This window comes from Sulfitobacter sp. F26204, from assembly GCF_026410305.1.
Lineage (GTDB): Bacteria > Pseudomonadota > Alphaproteobacteria > Rhodobacterales > Rhodobacteraceae > Sulfitobacter.
In genome coordinates this window covers 493,481-516,231 of record NZ_JAPMLQ010000002.1, presented here as the reverse complement: position 1 = coordinate 516,231, position 22,751 = coordinate 493,481, and the positions used below count along the sequence as shown (strand labels likewise).

At 56.0% G+C, this 22,751-nt stretch carries 26 protein-coding genes; 17 read left to right on the top strand and 9 right to left on the bottom strand.

The features are described 5' to 3' along the window. Positions 1–77: 77 nt before the first annotated feature. The 3 genes from OS190_RS06505 to OS190_RS06495 all read right to left on the bottom strand — a co-directional run bounded on the left by OS190_RS06505 (position 78) and on the right by OS190_RS06495 (position 2,719). Positions 78–1,640, bottom strand: a complete 1,563-nt coding sequence (locus OS190_RS06505) for a trimethylamine methyltransferase family protein (RefSeq protein WP_267157850.1) — start codon at positions 1,638–1,640, stop codon at positions 78–80. 81 nt (positions 1,641–1,721) lie between these two features. Next, positions 1,722–2,438: an HAD family hydrolase gene (locus OS190_RS06500; protein WP_267157849.1), complete on the bottom strand. Its 717-nt coding sequence runs from the start codon at positions 2,436–2,438 to the stop codon at positions 1,722–1,724. After that, positions 2,435–2,719: a DUF3572 domain-containing protein gene (locus tag OS190_RS06495; protein ID WP_267157848.1), complete on the bottom strand. Its 285-nt coding sequence runs from the start codon at positions 2,717–2,719 to the stop codon at positions 2,435–2,437. Before OS190_RS06495 ends, OS190_RS06500 begins: the two co-directional genes overlap by 4 nt. Positions 2,720–2,824: 105 nt before the next feature. Between OS190_RS06495 and OS190_RS06490 the strand changes: the two genes are divergently transcribed. Next, the gene (locus tag OS190_RS06490) at positions 2,825–4,228 is read left to right on the top strand and encodes a diguanylate cyclase (protein WP_267157847.1); all 1,404 of its coding nucleotides are present in this window, start codon (positions 2,825–2,827) and stop codon (positions 4,226–4,228) included. Positions 4,229–4,596: 368 nt separating this feature from the next. Then, positions 4,597–5,523, top strand: coding sequence for a DMT family transporter (locus tag OS190_RS06485; protein WP_267157846.1), 927 nt, complete (start codon positions 4,597–4,599; stop codon positions 5,521–5,523). Here OS190_RS06485 and OS190_RS06480 read toward each other — a convergent pair. Then, positions 5,456–6,154 (bottom strand): thiamine diphosphokinase, encoded by a 699-nt coding sequence (locus OS190_RS06480; RefSeq protein ID WP_267157845.1) that lies wholly within the window; start codon positions 6,152–6,154, stop codon positions 5,456–5,458. The genes OS190_RS06485 and OS190_RS06480 overlap by 68 nt on opposite strands. A gap of 132 nt (positions 6,155–6,286) precedes the next feature. On the opposite strand from OS190_RS06480, the gene OS190_RS06475 reads away from it, so the two are divergent. After that, a complete protein-coding gene (locus tag OS190_RS06475) occupies positions 6,287–8,725 on the top strand; it encodes a PspC-like choline-binding domain-containing protein (RefSeq protein WP_416237376.1) in 2,439 nt (812 codons plus the stop codon). Positions 8,726–8,782: 57 nt separating this feature from the next. On the opposite strand, the gene OS190_RS06470 is transcribed toward OS190_RS06475, so the two are convergent. Both OS190_RS06470 and OS190_RS06465 read right to left on the bottom strand, forming a co-directional pair. Then, the gene (locus tag OS190_RS06470) at positions 8,783–9,022 is read right to left on the bottom strand and encodes a DUF2842 domain-containing protein (protein ID WP_267157843.1); all 240 of its coding nucleotides are present in this window, start codon (positions 9,020–9,022) and stop codon (positions 8,783–8,785) included. Positions 9,023–9,034: 12 nt separating this feature from the next. Beyond that, the gene (locus OS190_RS06465; protein ID WP_267157842.1) at positions 9,035–10,327 is read right to left on the bottom strand and encodes an adenylosuccinate synthase; all 1,293 of its coding nucleotides are present in this window, start codon (positions 10,325–10,327) and stop codon (positions 9,035–9,037) included. A gap of 187 nt (positions 10,328–10,514) precedes the next feature. On the opposite strand from OS190_RS06465, the gene OS190_RS06460 reads away from it, so the two are divergent. Further along, complete coding sequence (locus tag OS190_RS06460) at positions 10,515–10,910, top strand: DUF6524 family protein (protein WP_267157841.1); 396 nt, start codon at positions 10,515–10,517, stop codon at positions 10,908–10,910. Positions 10,911–10,948: 38 nt separating this feature from the next. Further along, positions 10,949–11,242, top strand: coding sequence for a hypothetical protein (locus tag OS190_RS06455; RefSeq protein ID WP_267157840.1), 294 nt, complete (start codon positions 10,949–10,951; stop codon positions 11,240–11,242). A gap of 39 nt (positions 11,243–11,281) precedes the next feature. On the opposite strand, the gene OS190_RS06450 is transcribed toward OS190_RS06455, so the two are convergent. Genes OS190_RS06450 through nthA form a run of 3 tightly spaced genes read right to left on the bottom strand, consistent with a single transcriptional unit; the run spans position 11,282 to position 12,910 of the window. Then, complete coding sequence (locus tag OS190_RS06450) at positions 11,282–11,587, bottom strand: nitrile hydratase accessory protein (RefSeq protein WP_267157839.1); 306 nt, start codon at positions 11,585–11,587, stop codon at positions 11,282–11,284. Continuing rightward, positions 11,584–12,261, bottom strand: coding sequence for a nitrile hydratase subunit beta (nthB, locus tag OS190_RS06445; protein ID WP_267157838.1), 678 nt, complete (start codon positions 12,259–12,261; stop codon positions 11,584–11,586). The genes OS190_RS06450 and nthB overlap by 4 nt, the downstream gene beginning before the upstream one ends. Before the next feature lie 31 nt (positions 12,262–12,292). Beyond that, complete coding sequence (gene nthA, locus OS190_RS06440) at positions 12,293–12,910, bottom strand: nitrile hydratase subunit alpha (RefSeq protein ID WP_267157837.1); 618 nt, start codon at positions 12,908–12,910, stop codon at positions 12,293–12,295. A 129-nt stretch (positions 12,911–13,039) separates the two neighbouring features. Here nthA and secG point away from each other — a divergent pair, with 129 nt between their 5' ends. The 12 genes from secG to OS190_RS06380 all read left to right on the top strand — a co-directional run bounded on the left by secG (position 13,040) and on the right by OS190_RS06380 (position 22,749). Next, the gene (gene secG / locus OS190_RS06435; RefSeq protein ID WP_267157836.1) at positions 13,040–13,393 is read left to right on the top strand and encodes a preprotein translocase subunit SecG; all 354 of its coding nucleotides are present in this window, start codon (positions 13,040–13,042) and stop codon (positions 13,391–13,393) included. Positions 13,394–13,571: 178 nt separating this feature from the next. Continuing rightward, complete coding sequence (gene pyrG, locus OS190_RS06430; RefSeq protein ID WP_267157835.1) at positions 13,572–15,218, top strand: CTP synthase; 1,647 nt, start codon at positions 13,572–13,574, stop codon at positions 15,216–15,218. Positions 15,219–15,234: 16 nt separating this feature from the next. Then, positions 15,235–16,011 (top strand): 23S rRNA (adenine(2030)-N(6))-methyltransferase RlmJ, encoded by a 777-nt coding sequence (locus OS190_RS06425; protein WP_267157834.1) that lies wholly within the window; start codon positions 15,235–15,237, stop codon positions 16,009–16,011. Between the two features lie 12 nt (positions 16,012–16,023). Continuing rightward, positions 16,024–16,317: a DUF1330 domain-containing protein gene (locus OS190_RS06420; protein WP_267157833.1), complete on the top strand. Its 294-nt coding sequence runs from the start codon at positions 16,024–16,026 to the stop codon at positions 16,315–16,317. Positions 16,318–16,338: 21 nt separating this feature from the next. After that, positions 16,339–16,989, top strand: coding sequence for a hypothetical protein (locus tag OS190_RS06415; protein ID WP_267157832.1), 651 nt, complete (start codon positions 16,339–16,341; stop codon positions 16,987–16,989). A gap of 9 nt (positions 16,990–16,998) precedes the next feature. Continuing rightward, positions 16,999–17,436 carry a tellurite resistance TerB family protein gene (locus OS190_RS06410; protein WP_267157831.1) on the top strand — a complete coding sequence of 146 codons (438 nt, stop codon included), beginning with the start codon at positions 16,999–17,001 and terminating at the stop codon, positions 17,434–17,436. A gap of 36 nt (positions 17,437–17,472) precedes the next feature. Then, the gene (locus tag OS190_RS06405) at positions 17,473–17,913 is read left to right on the top strand and encodes a tellurite resistance TerB family protein (RefSeq protein ID WP_267157830.1); all 441 of its coding nucleotides are present in this window, start codon (positions 17,473–17,475) and stop codon (positions 17,911–17,913) included. 105 nt (positions 17,914–18,018) lie between these two features. After that, complete coding sequence (locus OS190_RS06400; RefSeq protein WP_267157829.1) at positions 18,019–18,795, top strand: ABC transporter ATP-binding protein; 777 nt, start codon at positions 18,019–18,021, stop codon at positions 18,793–18,795. A 22-nt stretch (positions 18,796–18,817) separates the two neighbouring features. Further along, positions 18,818–19,555, top strand: coding sequence for a transporter substrate-binding domain-containing protein (locus OS190_RS06395; RefSeq protein ID WP_267157828.1), 738 nt, complete (start codon positions 18,818–18,820; stop codon positions 19,553–19,555). 70 nt (positions 19,556–19,625) lie between these two features. Further along, positions 19,626–20,507 (top strand): ABC transporter permease, encoded by an 882-nt coding sequence (locus OS190_RS06390; protein ID WP_267157827.1) that lies wholly within the window; start codon positions 19,626–19,628, stop codon positions 20,505–20,507. After that, complete coding sequence (locus OS190_RS06385; protein WP_267157826.1) at positions 20,504–21,310, top strand: ABC transporter permease; 807 nt, start codon at positions 20,504–20,506, stop codon at positions 21,308–21,310. The genes OS190_RS06390 and OS190_RS06385 overlap by 4 nt, the downstream gene beginning before the upstream one ends. 104 nt (positions 21,311–21,414) lie before the next feature. Beyond that, positions 21,415–22,749 carry a glutamine synthetase family protein gene (locus OS190_RS06380; protein ID WP_267157825.1) on the top strand — a complete coding sequence of 445 codons (1,335 nt, stop codon included), beginning with the start codon at positions 21,415–21,417 and terminating at the stop codon, positions 22,747–22,749. Positions 22,750–22,751: the final 2 nt, after the last annotated feature.

Here is a 22,751-nt window from a genome sequence, read left to right as displayed (position 1 = left end):
TTAAGAAATAGCCAATATCCTCGTTTTTAGGGACTTTGCCCATGGTGTGTCTGTCGGGGGCAATGCCTGATTATGGCTTAGAAGTCGGTCGGCGCTCCGCCTTCGGATTTGCGACGCGCCACAAAATCGCGTAATTCATCGCGTATCGCCACATCCATTGGCGGGGGATCAAAACTGCTGACGATCTCTTTGAACATGTGATGTGCACGCTCTTGGGTCCAGATACCGCCTGCGACTTCCCATCCCTCATAATTGCGCCAATCAGACAGGAAAGGTTGATAAAACGCCGTCGTATAACGGTCTTGAGTGTGTTGAATACCAAAGAAATGGCCCTGGTTGCCAACAGATTTGATGGCGTCCAACGCGATTTCGTCGGGCCCGGTGGCGCAGATTTCAGGTTCCATGTAACGCTGGATCTGCTGCAGAACCTCGCAATCCATAATGAATTTCTCGGGCGAAGCGATCAATCCGCCCTCAAGCCATCCCGCCGCATGATAGACCATGTTGGTTCCCGATTGCACCGCCGCCCAGAGCGAATTAGAGGTTTCCCACATCGCCTGCCCATCCGGAACATTGGCCGCGCAAACGCCAGAAGAGCGCAGCGGCAACTCGTAATATCGCGCCATTTGCCCGGTCATCTGGGTCGCGCGCATGTACTCTGGCGTGCCAAACGCCGGGGCACCTGATTTCATATCGACGTTTGATGTAAACGTGCCGATGGCTACCGGACACCCCGGATTGATGATCTGAGCCAGCACAACCGCACAAAGCGCTTCTGCCAGAGATTGTGCCACGGCCCCCGACATCGTGACAGGGGCCATTGCACCTGCAAGCGTAAATGGTGTGACGACCAACCCTTGCCCGCGCCGTGCCATCCGTATCCAGCCGTCCATCATCGGCAGGTCATGTTTCAGCGGCGAGGTGGAGTTAATATTGGTGTACATGCGCGGGCTTGCATCAAATTCCTCATGGCTCAGACCGCCCGCGATGCGCACCATTTCCATCACATCCTCGACACGTTCTTTGCCCAGCGAATAGGCATGCATGACCTTGTCCGTCAGTGTCAGCTTGTCATAGAGCACGTCAAGGTGGCGCACAGAGGCGTGGATGTCGCAGGGTTCCACCGGATAGCCGCCCGCAAAATGGATGCAGTTGAAATATTGCGTCAGTTTCAGCAGGTCCTTGCACATCTCCCGCGTGCCGGGCACCTTCTTACCGATCGCCATGTCCCAATAATTGGGCGGTGAGGACACATTGCCGAAAACCATATTCTTGCCACCGATTGTGATCCGGTGATCCGGATTTCGTGGCGTCAGTGTGAATTGGGATGGTGCCTTACCAATCCATTCCATAACAAAATCACGCCCCATGCGGACGTTTTCGTCTTTGACCGTACATCCCGCCTTGCGCAGAATATCCAATGCCTCGGGGTTGAGAAATTCGATCCCGATTTCTTCCAGGATGCGCATCGCGCCATCATGGATTGCTGCGATGCCATCAGGGGTCAGCGGCTCTGTCGGGCGGTCGATATTGACCGGTGGTTTCCAGGGCATCTGTTCGATCACAGCCGTGCCGCGCCGATCCTTGGCGCCTGCCCGCCCACCACTGCGCGTTCTGCGTTTGCCGGATAGCTCTGACATAGCCTGTCCTCCTGAAGGTGAGTTCAGAAGGCAATAACAGCCGGACCGTAGCCTTTCTGTTTGCGACTGGATGTGTCGTTTTTAATCGTCTGCCTGAGATCGCGACCGGGTCGCCAACCATGAGGGCAGATGGCCGATGTTCGGCAGCACCACCTCGGCAAAGGAAGACAGATCCTCTTGGCTTGCCAGTCCTGTCAAGACGCCGACAGGGATCATTCCCGCTGCCCGGCCTGCACGTAGATCATGGGTACTGTCACCCACCATCAACACCTCCGACGGATCAAGGCCGGTCTGTGTGGCAAAGGCCAACAACTGCCCCGGTGCCGGTTTCCCGCCGTAACCGGAATCGTAACCAGCGATAAAGTCGAAAAAACCTGTGATCCCTGCCTGCTCAAGATGGGCACGCGCGGGTTTTTCAGCGTCATTGGTCGCGACCCCAAGGCGCAAACCCTGCGTGCGTAATTCTCCCAATAAGGGGGCAAGCGGCACAGCGGCGGCTTGTGGCGCGGACTCGGCCTCGTGGTTCAATATCTCCAGCAACGCACCCATCGTCATCTGCGGAAAATACGGATGCAGCGCCGCACCCACTTCACCGGGCGTTCCAGCGATCACAACACTGGATGGGGCAAATTTCCGGCGCACCAGATCAAAGCCGATAACCTTGCCGATTTCAGCAGCTTGCGTCCTGTTTCCGGTACAGAGGCGCAAAAGGAATGCGCTGGCCCATGCCTCCCAGGTGGTTGCGAAATCAAACAGGGTGCCATCTTTGTCAAAAACAATGCCCGTGACCGCCCTCATGTCCAGTTCACCTGTTCTCCGCCTGGCAATGCTCCACGCATTTGCATTATCCGCTCATATGGCAGGTTGTGTGCGTCGCAAAACCGCATGACCCAGGCATCGTCCATCATTAAAAAATCCAGCACCGCACCCAGAAACTGCGGATCGGTGGCACGTTCTCGGATGTCTGCCTCGGAAACACCGGTACTGCCTTGAAAAACCGGCATTAAATCCTCATCTCCAACCAACCACGCCAAGACCTGCAGGGCTAATGTTTCGGCCGTTTCCTGGGGGTTTCTCATGGGTTCCGATCCGCTTTGAAAGTTCTGGAAACGCTTTATTAACTAATAGGCGTAAAAACTGAGCCATGGAATGCGATTTACTGTTTTTATGGAAAGGTGGGGGGTGTGCAAGCTAATATCCTCATCGTAGATGCAATTGCGACGAACCGAATCGTACTTAAAGTAAAGCTGAAAAAAGCTTATTATGAAGTGACATATGCCGCCACGATGCAGGATGCGGTCAAAGTTGTGCGTTCGGATTTGCCTGACCTTGTGATTTCCGCAACCACGCTGCCGGATGGCGGCGTTGCCGAACTCTGCAGAATCCTTGCGAAATGCCCCCAGACAGAACAAATTCCCATTCTTGCAATCGGATGCCAGGGGGATTCGGCATCGCGGATGGCGATCCTCGAAACCGGCGTCCACGATATTTTGCCCCAGCCTGTTGATGAAACACTCTTGCTGGGCCGTGTGCGCAGCCTGATCCGGGCACATATCTCGATTGCCGAATGGCGGATGCGCGAAGATACCTGCCGCGCACTTGGCATGGCTGAACCCGCGACGGAATTCCAAGTACAAACACATTGCGTTCTGGCAGGCAATGATGCCCCCCTCTTGCAAAAATTTGCAATGCACCTGCGTCCCATGCTCTCGGCGCAACTGGCCTTGTCTTCGCCAACTGCGTTAATGCAGCAGATCAATGGCGAAAAAATGCCCGATGTCTTTGTCCTGATCCTGGCTGAAAATGCAACCGCAGCGATGGCGGATCTCTCTTTCATCTCAACGCTGCGCGCGCATGGACGCGCCCGCCACACCGGCATCATCGTATTGCAAACCAAAAAGGATTCGGGGGTTGGGGCCCATGCACTTGACCTCGGTGCAGATGACCTCATGGCGAATGGGTTTGACGCCACCGAATTGGCCCTGCGGATCAGGGCCGTGATGCGCCGCAAGCGGATGGGTGAACAACTCCGCGCAACTGTCCGCACCGGATTGCAGGCCGCGGTTTTTGACCCGCTGACCGGATTGTACAACCGCCGCTATGCCATGCCCCATCTCGAACGCATCTATGAGCATGCCTGCACAACCGACCGCAGTTTTGCCGTGTTGGTGGCTGACCTGGACCATTTCAAACGTATCAATGACATTTACGGTCACGCCTCTGGTGACGCCGTCCTTGTCGAGGTGGGTCACCGTCTACGTGCAGGATTGCGCAACACAGACATGGTCGCGCGTATCGGCGGCGAGGAATTTCTTGTGATCTTGCCGGGCACCAATCTGGACGAAGCCCAAAAGGCAGCCCTTCGGATTTGTCGCGATATTTCCGCTCTTCCCTATGTGGTTCCGGGTAGTTCAGTGCCGATCAATGTTACAATCAGTATCGGTATGGCACTTGGCGGCAATGCATCAAGGGACGGCGCAACTGCAGAGCAGAATGGTCTCGCCCTACTCAAACAGGCTGACAGCGCACTCTATGCCGCAAAGGGGCAAGGACGAAACCAGGTCAACCTCAGCCGCCCGGCAGCTTGACATCTGTTTCTGCAGGTCGCTTGAACCACCATGCGACACCCGTAGCGCCACAACCAATCACCGCTGTCACGACCCGGCGCAACTTTATATTCTCGGTGTGGTTCGGTCCTCCTCGGACGGGCAAGGACGCCGTTCGGCAAAAGGTACCACATTGAGATGGTTCTGGATCAAGGCATTCCAAAGGATCTGATTGACCAAACCGCCAGATGGCTGTGCACCCTTGAACACAGGTTTGTCGCGCGTTTCTGCGGTGCCTGTCCACTATTGTCCCGTTTCAGATCCTTGCCGTCACAAAATCGGACGGCTTGTTACAAATTCCGCTTCCGCTAATGATTGCAGCGACTTTCAAGACCGACTAGATTCTGCTCATGATCCAGGACCGCCCCATGATAGGAATTGCTTTGATGGTAGGCTTTTGCCTGCTTGCACCCATGGGCGATGCTGTTGCCAAGGTTCTTGGGTCCAGTGTCCCGCTTGGTCAGGTGGTGACCATCCGCTTTGCGCTTCAGGCATTGGTGTTGATCCCGCTTGTCTGGTGGTCCGGTCGCAATTGGCACATGCAGGGCCAGGTCCTGTGGCTCACCTTTCTGCGCACCATACTGCATATCATCGGCATTGGCGGCATGTTTACCGCCCTGAAATATCTGCCTTTGGCGGATGCTATTGCCATTGCTTTCATTATGCCTTTCTTCATGCTGCTTCTTGGCAGATTTGTCCTCAAAGAAATTGTCGGACCACGTCGGATGGGGGCTTGCCTTGTCGGGTTTATCGGAACGTTACTGGTGATCCAGCCCAGCTTTGCCGCCGCCGGTTGGCCTGCCTTGCTGCCTGTCTTTGTGGCTGCGAATTTTTCGTTGTTTATGCTTTTGACCCGTCAGATAGCCAAGAAAACGGACCCGATTGGACTACAAGCGGTCAGCGGCGTCATGGCCGTGGTAATTCTGGTCCCATTCACAGTGGTCGGTCATTTCATGGATGTGGCCGCACTTTCAATAATCGCCCCCAACAATGTGCAATGGTTGCTCTTGATTGGTTTGGGCACATTGGGAACTGCGGCACATTTACTGATGACCTGGTCATTGCGGTTTGCACCCTCGGCGACCCTGGCCCCCATGCAATATCTCGAAATCCCCTTCGCCACGATCCTGGGATTGGTGTTCTTTGGTGATCTACCTAATCCTCTGGCCGGGCTCGGCATCGCGATAACCGTTGCTGCAGGTCTTTACATCATTCTGCGCGAGCGGGCCACCGCACGGCAGATGACTGCCCAAGCGCCGATACAAGCTGCGGCATGAGCCTGCGTGGAAGGATCAAGAGCATCGCGGCGCTTTCCATGCGCAAAGTCATAGGACCCAAAGCATGATTGGATGTGCCAATCTTGCTCATCGGATCAAACTGTAAGCCATTGATAGGCCATGCCAGACCGGTGCTCTGCCCCTCAACTTGTCCCATTGGAAACAACGAAACGACATCCCCCTTCCGGGTAGGCAACGAAATTTCGCGCGGGGCAAGGCAGATCAATTCCTCCCGCCCGATCAAGATACACGGCCTGTCCGGGTGAGCGGCAATCACATGCAGCGCAGCAAGATGATGGTCGCTTCGATTTCCCAAAAAACCGACACCTAATACCACCGGCGCATGAATACGGGTCAGCGCTTTTTCAAAATCCGTGCTGTCCTGCTCCGAGATATGGTGACGCCGTTCTGCCGGAATCCGTGCCAAATCATCTTCCAGCACCGAATCAAAATCGCCAATCACGGCAGTCGGTGTCACACCTGCGCGCAAGGCCAGCCGCGCACCGCCATCCGCTGCCACACAAACAGGCGCAAGCGTTAATGCTTTTTGCAGGTCTTGAGGCGTAGCTTCACCCCCACCAACCAGCGTGATAGGATCGGAACTGTTAACAATAGGGCTAAACTGATGCAATTATCGCTACTTTCGGAAACAGGTCACATTCTCGCCATGAAATGATACGGTGCGGGGCACAGATTCGGGCCGCTTTGGTCTTGGACATCGTGGTAAACGGTATCTTGCTAAACCGCAGAGGACGAGCATCCGATGATGAATAATAACAAAATTCTTACGGTATCTTATGGCACCTTTTCGTGCACGCTTGAAGGATTCGAAGATTCTTTCGGCACGATGAAGGCGATTGCGGAGTATTTCCGCGATCTGGCCGCAGATGACCGCTACTTTGGTGCCGAGCCTCCGCAGCCCGATGCAGAAATGCTTGCGCGGATTGCCCAAAAAGAAGTTTCTCGACGTGTCCAGGCCCGTGAGCAGGATGGCAAGATTGTCCTCAGTGCGCTTGAGGATCAGCGCGGCCAATCTTCCGATGCGGCCGTAACCGGCGCAGTTGGCCTTAGTGCTCTGGTCGATGCAGCCTCGGATGAGGCACGATCAAATGATGCGCCGAGCGCAAAAGTTGCAGAACCCGCCGACAAGTCAGAAGCCCAGACCATTCAAATGGCGCGTGAGGAAAGCGTTGAGATCGCGACAGAAGCCGCGGATCTGGATGCGCCCGAATTGGTTTCCGTCCAAGAAACGCTGGTCGAAGAAATCGAAGACACCGCAAAGGTTACCGAACTCGACACCACAGAACAGCCTGTCGTCGCAGAAACAATTGCCGCCCCGGTTGTTGAAGTGACGCCAGAAAGTGATGCCGTCGCAGAGGGTGAGGCCAAAGCTGACGTGGAAATTGATGCTGCCCAGGCGTCAACCGATGTCGCATTTGACGACATCGAAAACGACATCGTCCCAGGGCAAGCCGATGCCGATGTGGAGGCCTTTTTTGCCGAAAGCCATACATCCCGGGACGATCGCACTGCCCAGGACATGAAAGAGGATGCACCACAGGTCGAAGCTGTTGCCCCGAAACCCGAAGCGCCCGCACCAGACAGCATCGCCGCAAAACTACAACGTATTCGCGCCGTTGTTGCCCAGCATGAAGAAGCCGACGAGGAAGATGATTACCTCGAAGACCAACATGTAGAAGACAAACAGCCGGGCAAGTTTCAGGCAGAAGACCCTGCAACCGAAGACGAAGCAGATGTTTCAGAAGAACTGATCGCCGACGCCCGCGCCGACATCGAAGAAGCGCTGGAATTGGATGAAGCAACTTCGACCGAGGCAGAGACCACGCTGAAAAAGACCGAAGCAGTGGCCAAGGAAGAATCAGTCAAGGACAAGGACGATGTGAGCGCCATTCTCAGTCGTCTGCAATCCGATGAGCCCGAAACATCGGCTCAGGAACCCACCGCGACCAAGGCCGACGCACAGCATGATGAGGTAAACCTCGCTGACATTGATGATTCAAGTGATGAACCCAGCGTCGAAGACACGGTCAGCAACTTGTTTGATGCAGATGAGACCGTGATCGGCGATGCGGACGAAACCCAGACCCCGGTCAAGGTATCCCTGCGCAAAACGCCAAGGGTCGCACCCGCGCAGGAACTTGAGGTTCAGAACGACGCGACCAAGGCTCCCCCCCGCGCCCGTGTGATCAAGGTCAAACGCGCCGACCTTGAAACAGCGATCGAACAAGGTGAACTTGAGGAATACGATGCAAAGCCGGAGGCCAAGGCCGATGGCGAAGAAGCAACCGCTGATGCATCCGCCGAACAAACCCCGAAACTCGATGATCTGGCCCCGTCCCGCACCAAAAAGCGCACAGCATTGTCGCCCGAAGAAGAGGACGAACTGGCCCGCGAACTGGCAGAACTGGAACAGGACATCCCGGCCGATACTGTCAAGGATGTCACCCCAAAACGGCCACTGCGCCGCGAAGGCACCTCCGCGCGCGATGTGTTGTCGTCCATTGACGCAAGTAATGAAACTGACGTGAACCGCCTACTGGCAGAAACCGATCACCAGATGGACGAGCCGGAAAGCGCAACACGCCGCGATGCCTTTGCACATCTGCGTGCTGCCGTCGCTGCCAAAAAGGCTGATCTGGCGATGGGCGATTCCGCAAACACCGAAGACAACGACGGTGCCTACCGTGAGGATCTGGCCGAGGTCGTACGCCCGCGTCGCCCGGTCGGTGGTTCCCCCCGCACGGAACGTCCTGGCGAAACGCGCCCCGCGCCTCTGAAACTAGTTGCCGAACAACGTATCGATGTTGCAAAGCCGGCCGTTGCTACAGGCCCAGTGCGTCCACGCCGCATTTCTGCAGCCGTTGCGGAAGACACGGAAACCACAGCCGACGGTGAAAGTTTCTCGGATTTTGCCGCGGATATGGGGGCCGTGACATTGCCGGAGCTTCTGGAAGCCGCCGCCGCCTATATGTCGTTTGTCGAAGGCCGCGAACAATTTTCGCGCCCGCAATTGATGACAAAGGTACGTCAGGCCGGTGGCCCCGACAGGTTCAGCCGCGAAGAGGGACTGCGCTCCTTCGGCCAATTGTTGCGCACCGGCAAGATCGAAAAAATCAAAGGCGGCCGCTTTACGGTTTCTGATGACATCGGCTTCCGTCCGGACGAACGGGCAGCGAGTTAAGCCAGAACACTTTTTGGTAACGAGTATCAGGGCCGCTCCGCTTGGAGTGGCCCTTTTTCATGTTTCGCTGTCGGTGTCGCGCTCGGCATCCGGGTCGGCCTGCCCCACGCCCATGAAAATCGGTTTCAACGGCAAGATCCAAACGACGCCAAGCACCAGATAGATAAACAGTTCCAACAGGACAGATGGCCGCTCGAAAAGTGCCACCAGGTTGATCGCGACAACAATATAAAGTGGCAAAGCAACCAATAAAACGACCAATGCCCATCTACGACGGGCCTTGTAACTCAACGCCATGGTCGTTTCTCCTTAATCCGCAAAAGGGTCTGTCACCAGAATGGTGTCTTCCCGTTCGGGCGACGTAGAAAGCAGCGCCACGGGACACTCAATCAACTCTTCCACACGGCGCACATATTTGATCGCTTCGGCAGGCAGGTCCGCCCAACTGCGCGCACCTTCGGTGGATTGCGACCACCCGGGCATTTCCTCATATATCGGTGTACAGCGGGATTGCTGGTCTGCTGCAGTCGGCAGATATTCAAGCCGCTCACCGTCGAGTTCATAGCCGGTACAGATCTTCAGTGTCTCGAAGCCGTCCAGCACATCCAGCTTGGTAAAGGCAATGCCGTTCACTCCAGAGGTCGCGCAGGTCTGGCGCACGAGGACCGCATCAAACCAGCCACAACGGCGTTTACGGCCGGTATTGGTGCCAAACTCATGGCCTCGCTCACCCAGACGCTGACCATCCGCATCGTTCAGCTCGGCCGGAAAAGGCCCCTCGCCAACCCGCGTGGTATAGGCCTTGACGATCCCCAGAACGAAATCAATGGTACCCGGCCCGACACCGGTGCCTGTTGCCGCCTGCCCCGCAATCACATTCGACGATGTGACATAGGGATAGGTACCGAAATCAATGTCCAAAAGCGCGCCCTGCGCCCCTTCGAACAGGATGCGTTTGCCCGCCTTGCGCTTTTCATTCAACACCTTCCAGACAGGTGCCGCATACTCCAGAACCGCCGGTGCAATCTCGCGTAGCGAATTCAGCAGGGCATCTCTGTCCACCGGTTCAAGCCCAAGCCCGCGGCGCAGCGCGTCATGATGCACCAGCGCGCGATCCACACGCAGAGCCAGAGTCTTCTCGTCCCCCAGGTCCGCCACACGCACCGATCGACGGCCGACCTTATCCTCATAGGCCGGTCCGATGCCACGCCCGGTTGTGCCGATCTTGGCCACGGAATTCTGCGCCTCGCGCGCCCGGTCCAACTCTCCATGGATCGGCAGGATCAAAGGCGTATTCTCGGCGATCATCAGCGTTTCGGCGGACACCACCACGCCCTGTGTGCGAATCTGCGCGATCTCTTTCATCAAATGCCAGGGATCCAGAACCACCCCATTGCCAATCACCGACAGTTTGCCTCCGCGCACAATCCCCGACGGCAATGCGGCCAGCTTGAAGACTTCGCCATCAATCACCAGGGTATGGCCCGCATTATGTCCTCCCTGAAACCGCGCAATCACATCTGCGCGCTCCGACAGCCAATCGACGATCTTGCCTTTTCCCTCGTCGCCCCATTGGGCACCGACAACAACAACATTGGCCATGGCAATTCTTCCTTTTCAGACATCCGCGCCCCTCATAGCCGCCGCAGACGTCCCGTGAAACACCAAAACGCACGCACGCCCTCTTTTTGGCCTTATATACCGATCCCTGGTCCGCGCCTTGCGCAGACAGTAGACTTTCCCAGGCGACCCGCGATAGGTTTTCAAAAAACCGCAAAAGGACCTTCACATGGGCTTTATCCTGCGCTGGCTTTGCGCCTTTCTCCTGCTGGCAGCCACTTTCAATCCGACCGAATATAACTACATCAACTGGGTTGTTGATTATGGCCGTGCGAACCTTTCAATCGCAGTGCTGGCCGGTCTGATCCTCGGCATCGGTTACATCATCTACTTGCGGGCCACGCTGCGTTCCATCGGAGCTGTCGGCATGTTGCTCGTGCTGGCCGTTGTGGGTGCCGGTCTATGGGTACTTTATGATCTTGGCGTCCTGCGGTTGGACAATGCCAGCTTCAATCTTTGGCTTGGCCTGGTTGCGCTCAGCTTTGTTCTGGGCATCGGCCTCAGCTGGAGCCACGTGCGTCGCTCCTTGTCGGGTCAGGCTGATATGGATGATGTCGACGTCTAGGCACACTTTTTGCGTGTATTGACGCAATGCATTTCTCAATGTTCTATGAAACTGCCCTTCATCAGCAGGAATCGCAGCTATTCATGCGACATTTGTACCGCTGGTGCCTGGGGAATTTGTCTTTTCAAACATTGATTGGGAGCAATTCTATGAACATCGGCAAACAAATGGATGAATTAACCAAACTGCTCGACAAGCAGAAAAAACTCAGCCTCGACATGATGAAAGTGCAGCAAGACCAGAAAAAAGTGGCTGACATGATGAAAGTGATGAAACAGCTTATGAAAGCGCAGGAAGACATTAACAAGAAGATCATCAAAGAAATGAAGTGATCATTCCATTGCGCGCAGCACACGGAAACTGGCCAGAGCTTATAACTGGACCGGCGCACCGTGAGGCGTGTTGAGAAAGGCCATTTCCCAGGCATCCCGCAGCTGCGCCACCTCATCGGGGCGTGCCATGCCAACCTCGGACAGAAGCCCCTCCAGCGTTTCCAGCCAGGCGGCGAAATAATCTTCGCCGCCATTCAGGTCTTTGGTCAGCCCATGCCGCTTCAAGGTTGCGCCAAAACGTTCGGCCCAAGCGCCCCACTCAAAATGGCCTGCCTCGTTCAGATGCACTGTCAGGGCAAAGACCTGTGCATGCCACGGGGCATCAAAAACCGGTTCCGGCTTCATTGCGCCACACCCAGATAGCTTTGCCACATATCCAGAACCACTTCATCGTCAGGATGTTCCGGGTGCGCCCAAAGTTCAGAAGCGGGAAAAGCCACCGCATAAAGCGGCTCCGCCGCCTCGCCCAAATCATGCGCATTGCTGTCGGGCAGAATATGACTGCCGTGCAGCCGCAGGATCCGTCCCCTTGCGCCAGCGGCATAGGCCGGTAATCGCGTGTGTCCGCCGCTGACCCTGGCATTCTCGGCAAATTTACGTGCGACCACGACATCACCCAGTGCAAAAATTGGTGCTACATCAGACGGCCGGTCCACCGGCCCGCCTTTGGCCAGGACTTCAGCCACCTGTTGCGCCTGCAACTTGCGCCCGGCCAAGGGGCTGGGTGCCGGATCGACCGTACCGGCCAACTCCGCCTCTGTCACGACACCGGTTTCAAGTAGAAGCGTCACCAGACCGCCCAGCCACTTTTCATAGTATGAAAACGTTGCATAATCTGTCGGGGCAAGACGTTCGCGCGCATGCCGTGATGCGTCCAAATTCCATTGACCAAGACTGCCTGCAGCCAGCGTCAGCGCCAATGCGCGCGGATGCCAATCGGCGTGAAATCTTACGTTTTCCGGTTCGGGCTGGACCGGCCCGTCACCAAATCGCCCCCCCATATCGTGAAGACGGCTCATGCTGCGGTTCCTGATGAAAAGAAGGATACCTTCATGGCTGAACCGCCAATCCTGTTCCGATCATGGAATCACGGCTGACCAACTCCATAAGCGCATCCTCCCCCATGCCTTCTGTGCCAGCGGGACGCATCGGTATCACCAGATAGCGCATTTCTGCGGTACTGTCCCATACCCGAACGGCCGTATTTTCAGGCAGAACGACACCGAAATCAGCAAGAACCTTGCGCGGTTCACGCACCGCGCGCGCACGATAGGCATCGGATTTATACCACCCGGGCGGAATTCCCAAAAGCGGCCATGGATAACAGGAGCACAGGGTGCAGACGACCATATTGTGGACTGCATCGGTATTTTCAACCGCAACCATATGCTCACCCTGACGGCCATAAAAACCCAGGTCCGAAACGACCGCGGTCGCGTTCTCCAGCAAAGCCGCGCGAAAATCGGGGTCACACCACGCCCGCGCCACGACCCGCGCACCGTTACGCGGACCAATCTTGTTTTCGTAGGTGTCGATGATCTCATCCAATGCCGCAGGATCGATCAATCCCTTTTGCGTCAACAGGGTTTCCAATGCCTTGACGCGCAAGGCGGGTTCTGGCGGCAAAAGGGCGTGCGGGTCATCGTGGTGATCATGATCATGTGGCATGGGCAAACCCTGCCTCAGCTTGATCGCAGTGTCCATTTTCTTTTGCTGCCCTTGGCGGACGTTCCTCCCTTGCCCCGCAGGCCAAAGATGCCTAGATAACCGCAAACGAAAAACGAAAGCAGCCTATCTATGGAAAACGTCGTTCTGATCATCCATCTATTATTGGCCCTCGGCCTTATTGCCGTTGTGCTGATGCAACGCTCTGAGGGTGGTGGTCTTGGAATGGGCGGCGGCGGTGCCATATCTGGCCGTTCAGCGGCGACAGCCCTGGGCAAACTGACTTGGCTTTTGGGCGCGGCTTTCATCATCACATCGATCACCTTGACCGTGATTGTGGCGCAGCAATCAGCCGGGTCTTCCGTGATCGACCGGCTGAGCGCGACACCGCCTGCTGCGACGCAGGATGAAACCGGGTTGCCATCGGGCGATTTGCTGTTGCCGCCAACCGACAGCGATGCACCACTGGTTCCGGCAGCGGATTAAACAACGACAACAACACCTTGAGTTTGGCCCGCTTGTTGCAACATGATGTTGCGGGGGTGCCTTGCTTTGCTGCGGCGAATCCTGTTATTCTTAAATCCCGTGATGGTGCGGTTTTTGACCCGGCACCAGCTGCGGAGATTCCGCAAAATAATTGAGTTTACGGGGGGTCTTCGGGCACATGGCACGCTATATTTTCATCACCGGCGGTGTGGTATCATCCTTGGGCAAGGGTCTTGCCTCGGCCGCATTGGGTGCCTTGCTGCAAGCGCGCGGTTTTTCGGTCAGACTACGCAAACTCGACCCCTATCTGAACGTCGATCCCGGCACGATGAGTCCCTTTGAACATGGCGAGGTCTTTGTCACCGACGATGGGGCCGAAACTGATCTGGATCTGGGCCACTATGAACGATTCACCGGTGTCCCGGCGCGAAACACCGATTCCGTTTCATCCGGTCGCATCTATTCAACCGTATTGGAGAAGGAACGGCGCGGCGATTACCTTGGCAAGACCATCCAGGTCGTTCCCCATGTCACCAATGAAATCAAAGACTTCCTGAAAATCGGCGATGACGAAGTCGATTTCATGCTGTGTGAAATCGGCGGCACCGTTGGCGACATCGAAGGACTGCCGTTCTTCGAAGCGATCCGCCAGTTCTCCCATGACAAACCGCGTGGCCAGTGCATTTTTATGCATTTGACACTGCTGCCCTACCTTGCCGCATCCGGCGAATTGAAAACCAAGCCAACCCAACACTCGGTCAAGGAATTGCAAAGCATCGGCATCGCGCCAGATATTCTGGTCTGCCGTTCCGAACACCCGATCCCCGAAAAAGAACGCGAGAAAATCGCGCTGTTCTGCAACGTGCGCAAAGAGGCTGTCGTCGCGGCATACGACCTCAAATCCATCTACGAGGCACCGCTTGCCTATCATGCACAGGGTCTAGACCAGGCGGTTCTGGATGCCTTTGACATCTCGCCGGCACCCCGCCCCGATCTGGCCGTCTGGCACGATGTTTATGACCGCGTACACAATCCCGAAGGCGAAGTGCGCGTGGCAATCGTGGGCAAATACACCCAGTTGGAAGACGCCTATAAATCCATCGCCGAGGCGCTGACCCATGGTGGCATGGCCAACCGCGTCAAGGTCAAGGTCGAATGGGTTGATGCCGAGGTCTTTGACAAAAGCGACGACGTCGCTGCTGCACTTGAAGGGTACCACGCCATCCTAGTACCCGGCGGTTTTGGCGAACGCGGCACCGAAGGCAAGATCAAGGCCGCGCAATATGCCCGCGAACATAAGGTGCCCTACCTTGGCATCTGTCTGGGTATGCAAATGGCGGTGATCGAAGCGGCCCGCAACGTCGCCGGTGTGAAAACCGCAGGCTCGGAAGAATTTGATCACGAGGCGGGTAAAAAGCGTTTTGAACCGGTGGTCTATCACCTCAAGGAATGGGTGCAGGGCAACCACAAGGTAGAACGCAAAGTCGGCGATGACAAAGGCGGCACCATGCGTCTGGGTGCATATGATGCGACCCTCAAGCCGGGTTCGCGCGTGGCACAAGCCTATGGCACCACCACCATTGATGAACGCCACCGCCACCGCTATGAGGTTGATATTGCTTACAAAGACCAACTTGAAGCAGCCGGCCTGACCTTTTCTGGCATGTCCCCTGACGGCAAATTGCCCGAAATCGTCGAATGGTCCGATCATCCCTGGTTCATCGGTGTACAGTTCCATCCTGAACTGAAATCCAAGCCCTTTGATCCACATCCGCTGTTCAAGGATTTTGTGCGTGCGGCCAAGGAAATGTCGCGACTGGTCTGACACCAAAGGGGCCGACATGCTTTCCTATCAACATATCTATCATGCCGGAAACCTTGCTGATGTTCATAAACACAGTCTGTTGTCATGGATGCTTGATTATCTGACGGTCAAGGATAAGCCCCTAAGCTATATCGAAACCCACGCTGGCCGCGCCATATACGACCTGACTGACGCGGCAGCGTTGAAAACCGGCGAAGCCGCGCAGGGCATTGAAAAAGCACGAAAATGGTTTTCTGACAGTCATCCCTATGCCCGGATCCTGGCGCAGACAATCGCGCAAGACGGGTCAAACAGCTATCCCGGGTCCCCCCTCCTTGCTGCTTCGCTCTTGCGCCCGACCGACAGCATTCATCTGGCCGAACTTCACCCGCAGGAACATGCGGCCCTCACACTGGCGATGTCCCCCTATCCGGCAAAAATCCATCTGCGCGACGGGTTTGAAATGGCCCATACCTTGACGCCGCCCACGCCACGGCGCGGCTTGATGCTGATTGATCCCAGCTATGAGATCAAGGACGACTACACCACGATCCCACGTCACATCGCGCAAATTACACGGGCCTGGAACGTCGGGATCATTGTATTGTGGTACCCAATTCTGACCAACAAAGCGCATGTCCCGATGCTGTCCACCCTGCAAGCCAGCCACCCACAGGCGCTTCAGCATGAAGTCACCTTTCCGCCGGCTCGTCCTGGTCATGGCATGGTGGGTTCCGGGCTTTTCGTGATAAATCCCCCCTACGGACTGGAAGCCGAAGCCAAGACCTTAGCCAAAAAATTCAACACGTTATAAAGGAGACTCCGGATGCCAAAAGGATACTGGATCGCGACTATGGATGTCCATGACGCCGCCGTATATGACAGCTACCGCGCCGCCAACGCCAAGCCACTTGCCGATTACGGCGCCCGCTTTATCGTGCGCGGTGGCACGCAGGTACAGACCGAGGGGACCTGGCGCGGTCGTACGGTGGTCATCGAATTTGCCAGCTATGCGGACGCTATCGCCTGCTACGAAAGCGATGCCTACAAAGCCGCCAAGGACATCCGCCTGCCGGTCGCCGACAACAACATGGTGATCGTTGAGGGATACGAAAACTAAATTCTGTGCTATTCTGGCGCCATGATCCGCATGGCAGCCCTGTTTCTATTCCTTGCCCCGCTGGCAGCACTTGCTTGCGGACAACCTGTTTGCCTTGTCGATCCTGAAAGCCTGAGCTTGACCGAAGTCATTACTTTCGACGATGTCCGTTCGGGCGCTGGTCCTGGATACAACGTTGATGAAGTCCTTGCGCTAAAGGGTGCCCGCTTTGGTGAACGATTTGCCGGGCAAAGCGTGGCGATGCGCGGTTCCCATGACGAAATTTCCGGTGAAGCCATTGCCCCGTTGACCATGCTTCCGGGGGCTGCGGGACAAAATCTGTCATTGGTGCATTTCTCCGGCAACACCTTTTTGAACGGCTATGGTGGTGCGGGTTTCCCCAAACGGGACGCACAGGGCGAAGGTGCGATTGCGGTACTGTTTGACGAGGATCAATCCGCCTTTGCCTTTGATCTGCGTGGCGGTGAACAGGGGGCTGCTCTTGTGCTCGTCTTTAGGCGGGACGGCACATTTATCGGACCTGTTCAGGTGCAGCCTACCGGCGAATTTGCCGTCGGGTTCTTGCGCGAAGAAGGTCGCGCCGATATTGCGGGCTTTGTCGTGACCAATACTGACCCGCAAGGGCTGGCAATGGACACTTTACGCTTTGGAAAACCGCCCAACTTGAGTTAACGATCAATAATGTTTGAACGTCTTTTCCCCCGCCGCCCGCCGGTCCGCCAACCTCTGCCGCAACCCAACGCCCAGCTTGCCTTGGGCGCATTGCTGGTTCGTGTGGCTTTTGCAGACCGAAATTACCGCGCCACCGAGATCGGCCAGATCGACCGCATACTGGCGCAGAGTTTTGATCTCGGCCCCATCGATGCCGCAAAATTGCGCGCTACCTGCGAGGCCCTGGAACGCGATGCGCCCAAAACGCCTGAATTTGCCCGAATCTTGCGCGAAGAGGTGGATTATGCGCAACGTCTGGCACTGGGCGAAGCAATGTGGTCCGTTGCATTGGCCGACGGCCATCGCCACGAAAAAGAAGAAATTCAACTTCTGGCCATTGAAACGGCGCTTGGCCTTACGGAGCAGGACATCAAGGACCTGCGCGAAAAGGCCGTGCGCGCGCTATGACTTGGCCTTTTGGTTTCACAGGCCTATATGCACAACATGTTTGGTGATTTCCTGAAAAGGCTGACACAGCCCGACCCCGTCCCGCTGGTTGATGAAGATGCCCGTCTTGCGCTGACGGCGCTTTTGGTGCGTGTTGCACGTTCCGATGACGACTATGCGGCAGCCGAAGTTTCATTGATCGAAAACATCACTGCCACACGCTACAACTTGCCGGCACCAGATGCCCGCGCCCTGCGCAGTCGCGCCGAGGCATTGGAGCGTGAAGCACCGGATACAGTTCGCTTTACCCGCGCAATCAAGGACGCTGTCGCTTACGAAGAACGGGTCGCCGTGATCGAGGCACTGTGGAAAGTTGCGCTTGCCGACGGGACACGTTCTGATGAAGAAAATGCACTGTTGCGTCTGGTCGCCAGTCTCCTGGGTGTTGCGGACACTGATAGCGCGATGGCGCGTCAAAGGGTGGCCCGTACCGACTGATCACCGCATAACCCTGGGTCATTTCGCCCCGAAATGACGGAATGCGTTGCAATTTTTGACAATCTGCCGCCTTATTGGCGATGGAATCAACATGAGTATACCTTTGTGACCACACAGCCCCCCGTTATTCAAATCGACGGACTGCATAAGGCCTATTCCGAGCTGGAGGTGCTGAAAGGTGTCAGCCTGCAGGCCCCGCGCGGCCATGTCATTTCGCTGATCGGTTCGTCCGGTTCTGGCAAATCGACGCTGCTGCGCTGTTGCAATCTGCTGGAGGACAGCCAACAGGGCGAAATCCTGTTCAAGGGCGAACCATTGACCTGGGTGGGTACAGGTCACGACCGCCGCCCCGCGGATCCGGAACAGGTGCTGCGTATCCGCACAAATCTGTCGATGGTGTTTCAACAGTTCAATCTGTGGGCCCATATGACGATCCTGCAAAACGTCATGGAGGCCCCCCTGACCGTACTGCGCCGTGACCGTGCGGAGGTCGAGAAATCGGCGCGCGCCTATCTCGAAAAGGTCGGTATCGGTGACAAATGCGATGTCTATCCGGCGCAACTGTCTGGTGGACAGCAACAACGCGCTGCGATTGCCCGCGCACTTTGCATGGAACCGGAAGCGTTGCTGTTTGATGAGCCGACCTCGGCACTGGATCCTGAACTGGAACAGGAAGTCGTCAAGGTGATCAAGGATTTGGCAACCGAAGGGCGCACCATGATCATTGTAACACACGACATGAAACTGGCCGCTGACGTGTCTGACCACGTCATTTTTCTGCATCAAGGCCTGATCGAAGAACAAGGGGCACCGGACAAATTGTTCGGCGCGCCCGAATCCGAACGCCTGCGCGGGTTTCTATCTGCAACCCTCGCAACGTAACAAAACCAAGGGAGTACAAAATATGAAATCTTTAATCCTTACCACCGCGGCCCTGGCGCTGACGGCTACATTCGCAATGGCAGACGGGCATGGAAAAACCATCCGTATGGGCACCGAAGGTGCCTACCCTCCGTATAACTTCTTGAATGACGCCGGCGAAGTCGACGGTTTCGAGCGCGCCGTCGGAGATGAGTTGTGCAAACGTGCCGAACTGACATGTGAATGGGTCACCAACGAATGGGACAGCATCATCCCAAACCTGACATCCGGAAACTATGACACCATCATCGCGGGCATGTCGATCACCGATGAACGTGACGAAGTCATCGACTTTACCCAGAACTATTTTCCACCAGCAGCCTCTGCATATGCCGCAAAATCGGAAGGTGCCGATCTGACTGGTGGCGTGGTCGCTGCACAGACCAGCACGATCCAGGCCGGTCACGTCGCAGAATCAGGTGCGACCCTGTTGGAATTCGCAACCTATGATGACACGATTGCGGCAGTGATGTCTGGTGAAGCAGATGCCGTGTTTGCAGACAAGGATGCTCTGGTCCCTACGGTTGAGGAATCAGGCGGAGAACTGGTTTTCGCTGGTGATGATGTCCCATTGGGCGGCGGCATCGGCATTGGCCTGCGCGAAAGCGACACAGAGCTGAAAGAAAAGTTCAACACTGCCATCACTTCGATGAAAGAAGACGGGACATTGAACGAATTGATCATCAAATGGTTTGGCGAAGACGCCAAGACCTTTGAATAAATGATCTTGGGGCGGACCGCCAGGTCCGCCCTTTTTTCCATGACCCGCACCCACACACCCAAAGAACACAATGCCTGAGTATTGTATCGATCCGCCTTCGCTTGAAGGGCTGATATGGCTCGGCTGTTATCTGACCACTGGCAAGCATCTGGCGTTTTATGGCGCTTTTGGAACGGTGTTGCTCTTGCTGGCGATTACCGCCCCGACTGCCCTTGCCTTTGGGTTCGGCGGTGCAATGGCGGCACGTGCCCGCAACGCCCCACTGCGCTGGTTCGGCAAAGGCTATATCGCAGTCGTCCGCGGCGTACCCGATATTGCGTTTTTCCTGTTTTTCGTGATCGCACTGGATCAGGGTTTCGAATATCTGCGCCATAAATTCAAATGCCCGGACTGGGATGAGCCAATTCGACAGGGCAGCGATTTTCTGGTCTGTCAGGCGGCAAAGATGCCGCTTGGCAATTCTCCGCAATGGGTGCACGAGGTCTACGGATTTTCCCTTGCTGTTCTTACCTTTGCCATTGTTTTCGGCGCTTTCGCTGCCAATGTCCTGTATGGAGCCATGCAGGCAGTGCCACGCTCTCAGGTAGAGACCGCCGAGGCCTATGGCATGACGCGACGACAGACTTTCTGGCGCATAACAGTGCCTCAAATGTGGGTCTACGCCCTGCCCGGCCTGTCCAACCTCTGGATGGTGCTTATCAAGGCAACGCCGCTCCTGTTCCTGCTCGGTGTCGAAGACATCGTTTATTGGGCACGTGATTTGGGCGCGGCCAAGACTCCTCGATTTACCGACTATCCCCATGGTGATTGGCGGGTTTATTACTTCCTCGTGTTACTGGTGTTTTATCTGGCGTTCACGCGCCTGTCTGAATTGGTTTTGGACCGATTGATGTCGCGGCTGACCCGCGGCCAGGCAACGACCGGCGGCGAAGCGCAAAGGAAAGCCGCGTGAGTTGTATTCAAACCATTCAGGATTACGGTCTGCGCTCGCTGGGATATGGCGAACGCCTGCTGCCGCGCGAAGGTTTCACCCTCTGCGAACAAGTAACGCTGATCGGTTCCGGTATGATCTGGAACGTCTATTTCGGTGTTTTCGCCCTTGCCTTTGGTTTCGTGCTGGCCACCGCTTTGGGTGCGGGTAAGGCCAGCAGCAACCCCCTGTTACACAAACCTGCAGCTTGGTTCATCTTTCTATTCCGGGGATCACCGCTGTTTATCCAGTTCTTCTTTGGCTACTTTCTGTTTCTTGCATTGAAACAACAATCAGCCCTCTTTGACGCTTTTTCCGCGGCATGGCTCGGCGCGTTGATCGTACTGTTTCTGAACACGGCGGCCTATACGGGTGAAATTTTCTATGGTGCCTTGCAGTCAATTCCCAAGGGCGACGTAGAGGCCGCTGATGCCTATGGATTATCTGGCTGGTCGCGTTTCAAGCGGGTGATCTGGCCCACCATGCTGCGCCTTGCTTGGCCCGCCTACACCAATGAGGCAATTTTTCTGTTTCATGCCACGACATTGGTATTTTTCAGTGGTTTTCCCGCCCGCCAACAACGTGGCGATGCACTATACTATGCCAGCTATTTCGCCGACAAAACCTTCAACCCCTTTATCCCGTACCCGATCCTGGCCGGCTATTTCATCCTGCTGACGCTTGTGATCATCGGAGTGTTTGGTGCGGTTAACCGGCGGTTGAACCGGCACCTGCCACAGGAGCAACGCAAAAAATTACGCTTGCGTCCCAATCTTATCCGGTAGTATCCAAGATTTGATCAAATTATCCGGCGCGTGGGCGACGGATGGTTGTGGCGCCCCTGACGGGAAGCGCCAGACCGTATGGCCCACCGACAAAATGGTGTGTTATGAACAATTGGCTACGCAAAAATCCAAACGTCCGCTCTGTCAGGGTGGCCGCTGCTGACCTTAATGGCCAGCCGCGTGGCAAACGCATTCCAACACGATTCGCAGACAAGGCATTGGAAGACGGAACGCGGTTTCCCTTTTCCGTACTGAACCTCGACATTTGGGGCGAGGATATTGAGGACAGCCCCCTCGTGATGGAAAGCGGCGACAAGGACGGCGTGCTCAAGGCGACGGAACGCGGTTTCATGCCTATGCCCTGGCTTGAAGCACCCACGGCCCTGTTACCGATCTGGATGTATCACGATGACGGCCGCCCTTTTGCCGGTGATCCACGGCACGCGTTGAACGCTGTTTTGAAAAGATTCAAGGCGCGCGGACTGACACCGGTCTGCGCCGTTGAACTGGAATTTTTTCTCATCGACGATTCAGGGCGCAAACTACAGGTTCCACCCTCGCCGCGATCCGGCAAACGCCGCCAAGCAGGTGACATTCTGTCCATGCGGGCATTGGATCAGTTCGATACCTTTTTTACAGAGCTTTATGACGCCTGCGAGGAAATGGACATTCCCGCCGATACCGCAATCTCCGAAGCAGGCCTCGGACAGTTCGAGATCAATTTGATGCATTGTGACGATGCACTGCGGGCGGCCGATGATGCCTGGTTGTTCAAGATGCTGGTAAAAGGCCTCGCGCGCAAACACGGGTTCGCGGCCAGTTTCATGGCAAAACCCTATCCCGACTATGCAGGGAACGGATTGCACATGCATTTCTCTATTCTGGATGAATACGGCAACAACGTTTTCGACAATGGCGGCCCCGAAGGCACCGATATACTACGCCATGCTGTTGCCGGATGTCTGGAAGCAATGGCAGGCTCGGGTCTGATCTTTGCCCCGCACGCCAATAGTTATGATCGCATCGTACCTGATGCCCATGCACCGACAAGCGTGTGCTGGGCTTATGAAAACCGCACCTCGTCCATCCGCATCCCCTCGGGAAACCCCAAGGCACGGCGGATCGAACATCGCGTGGCAGGCGGTGACGTGAATCCCTATCTGATGCTGACAGCCGTTCTTGGTGCCGCCATTAACGGGATCGAAGACGCTGTCTTTCCCCCCGCTCCGATCACCGGCAATGCCTATGCAGCCGACCTGCCCCAGATCCCCGGCGATTGGCAAACCGCGATTGATCTGTTTGAAAAGGATCCCGCAGTCGCGCGCATCTTTCCTGCCGATCTGATTCGCAATCTGGTGATGACCAAACGTCAGGAACTGCGCGATATGGCCGAGCTCAGCCGCGAAGAGCAGGTCGAAATTTATCTCGAAACCGTGTAAGG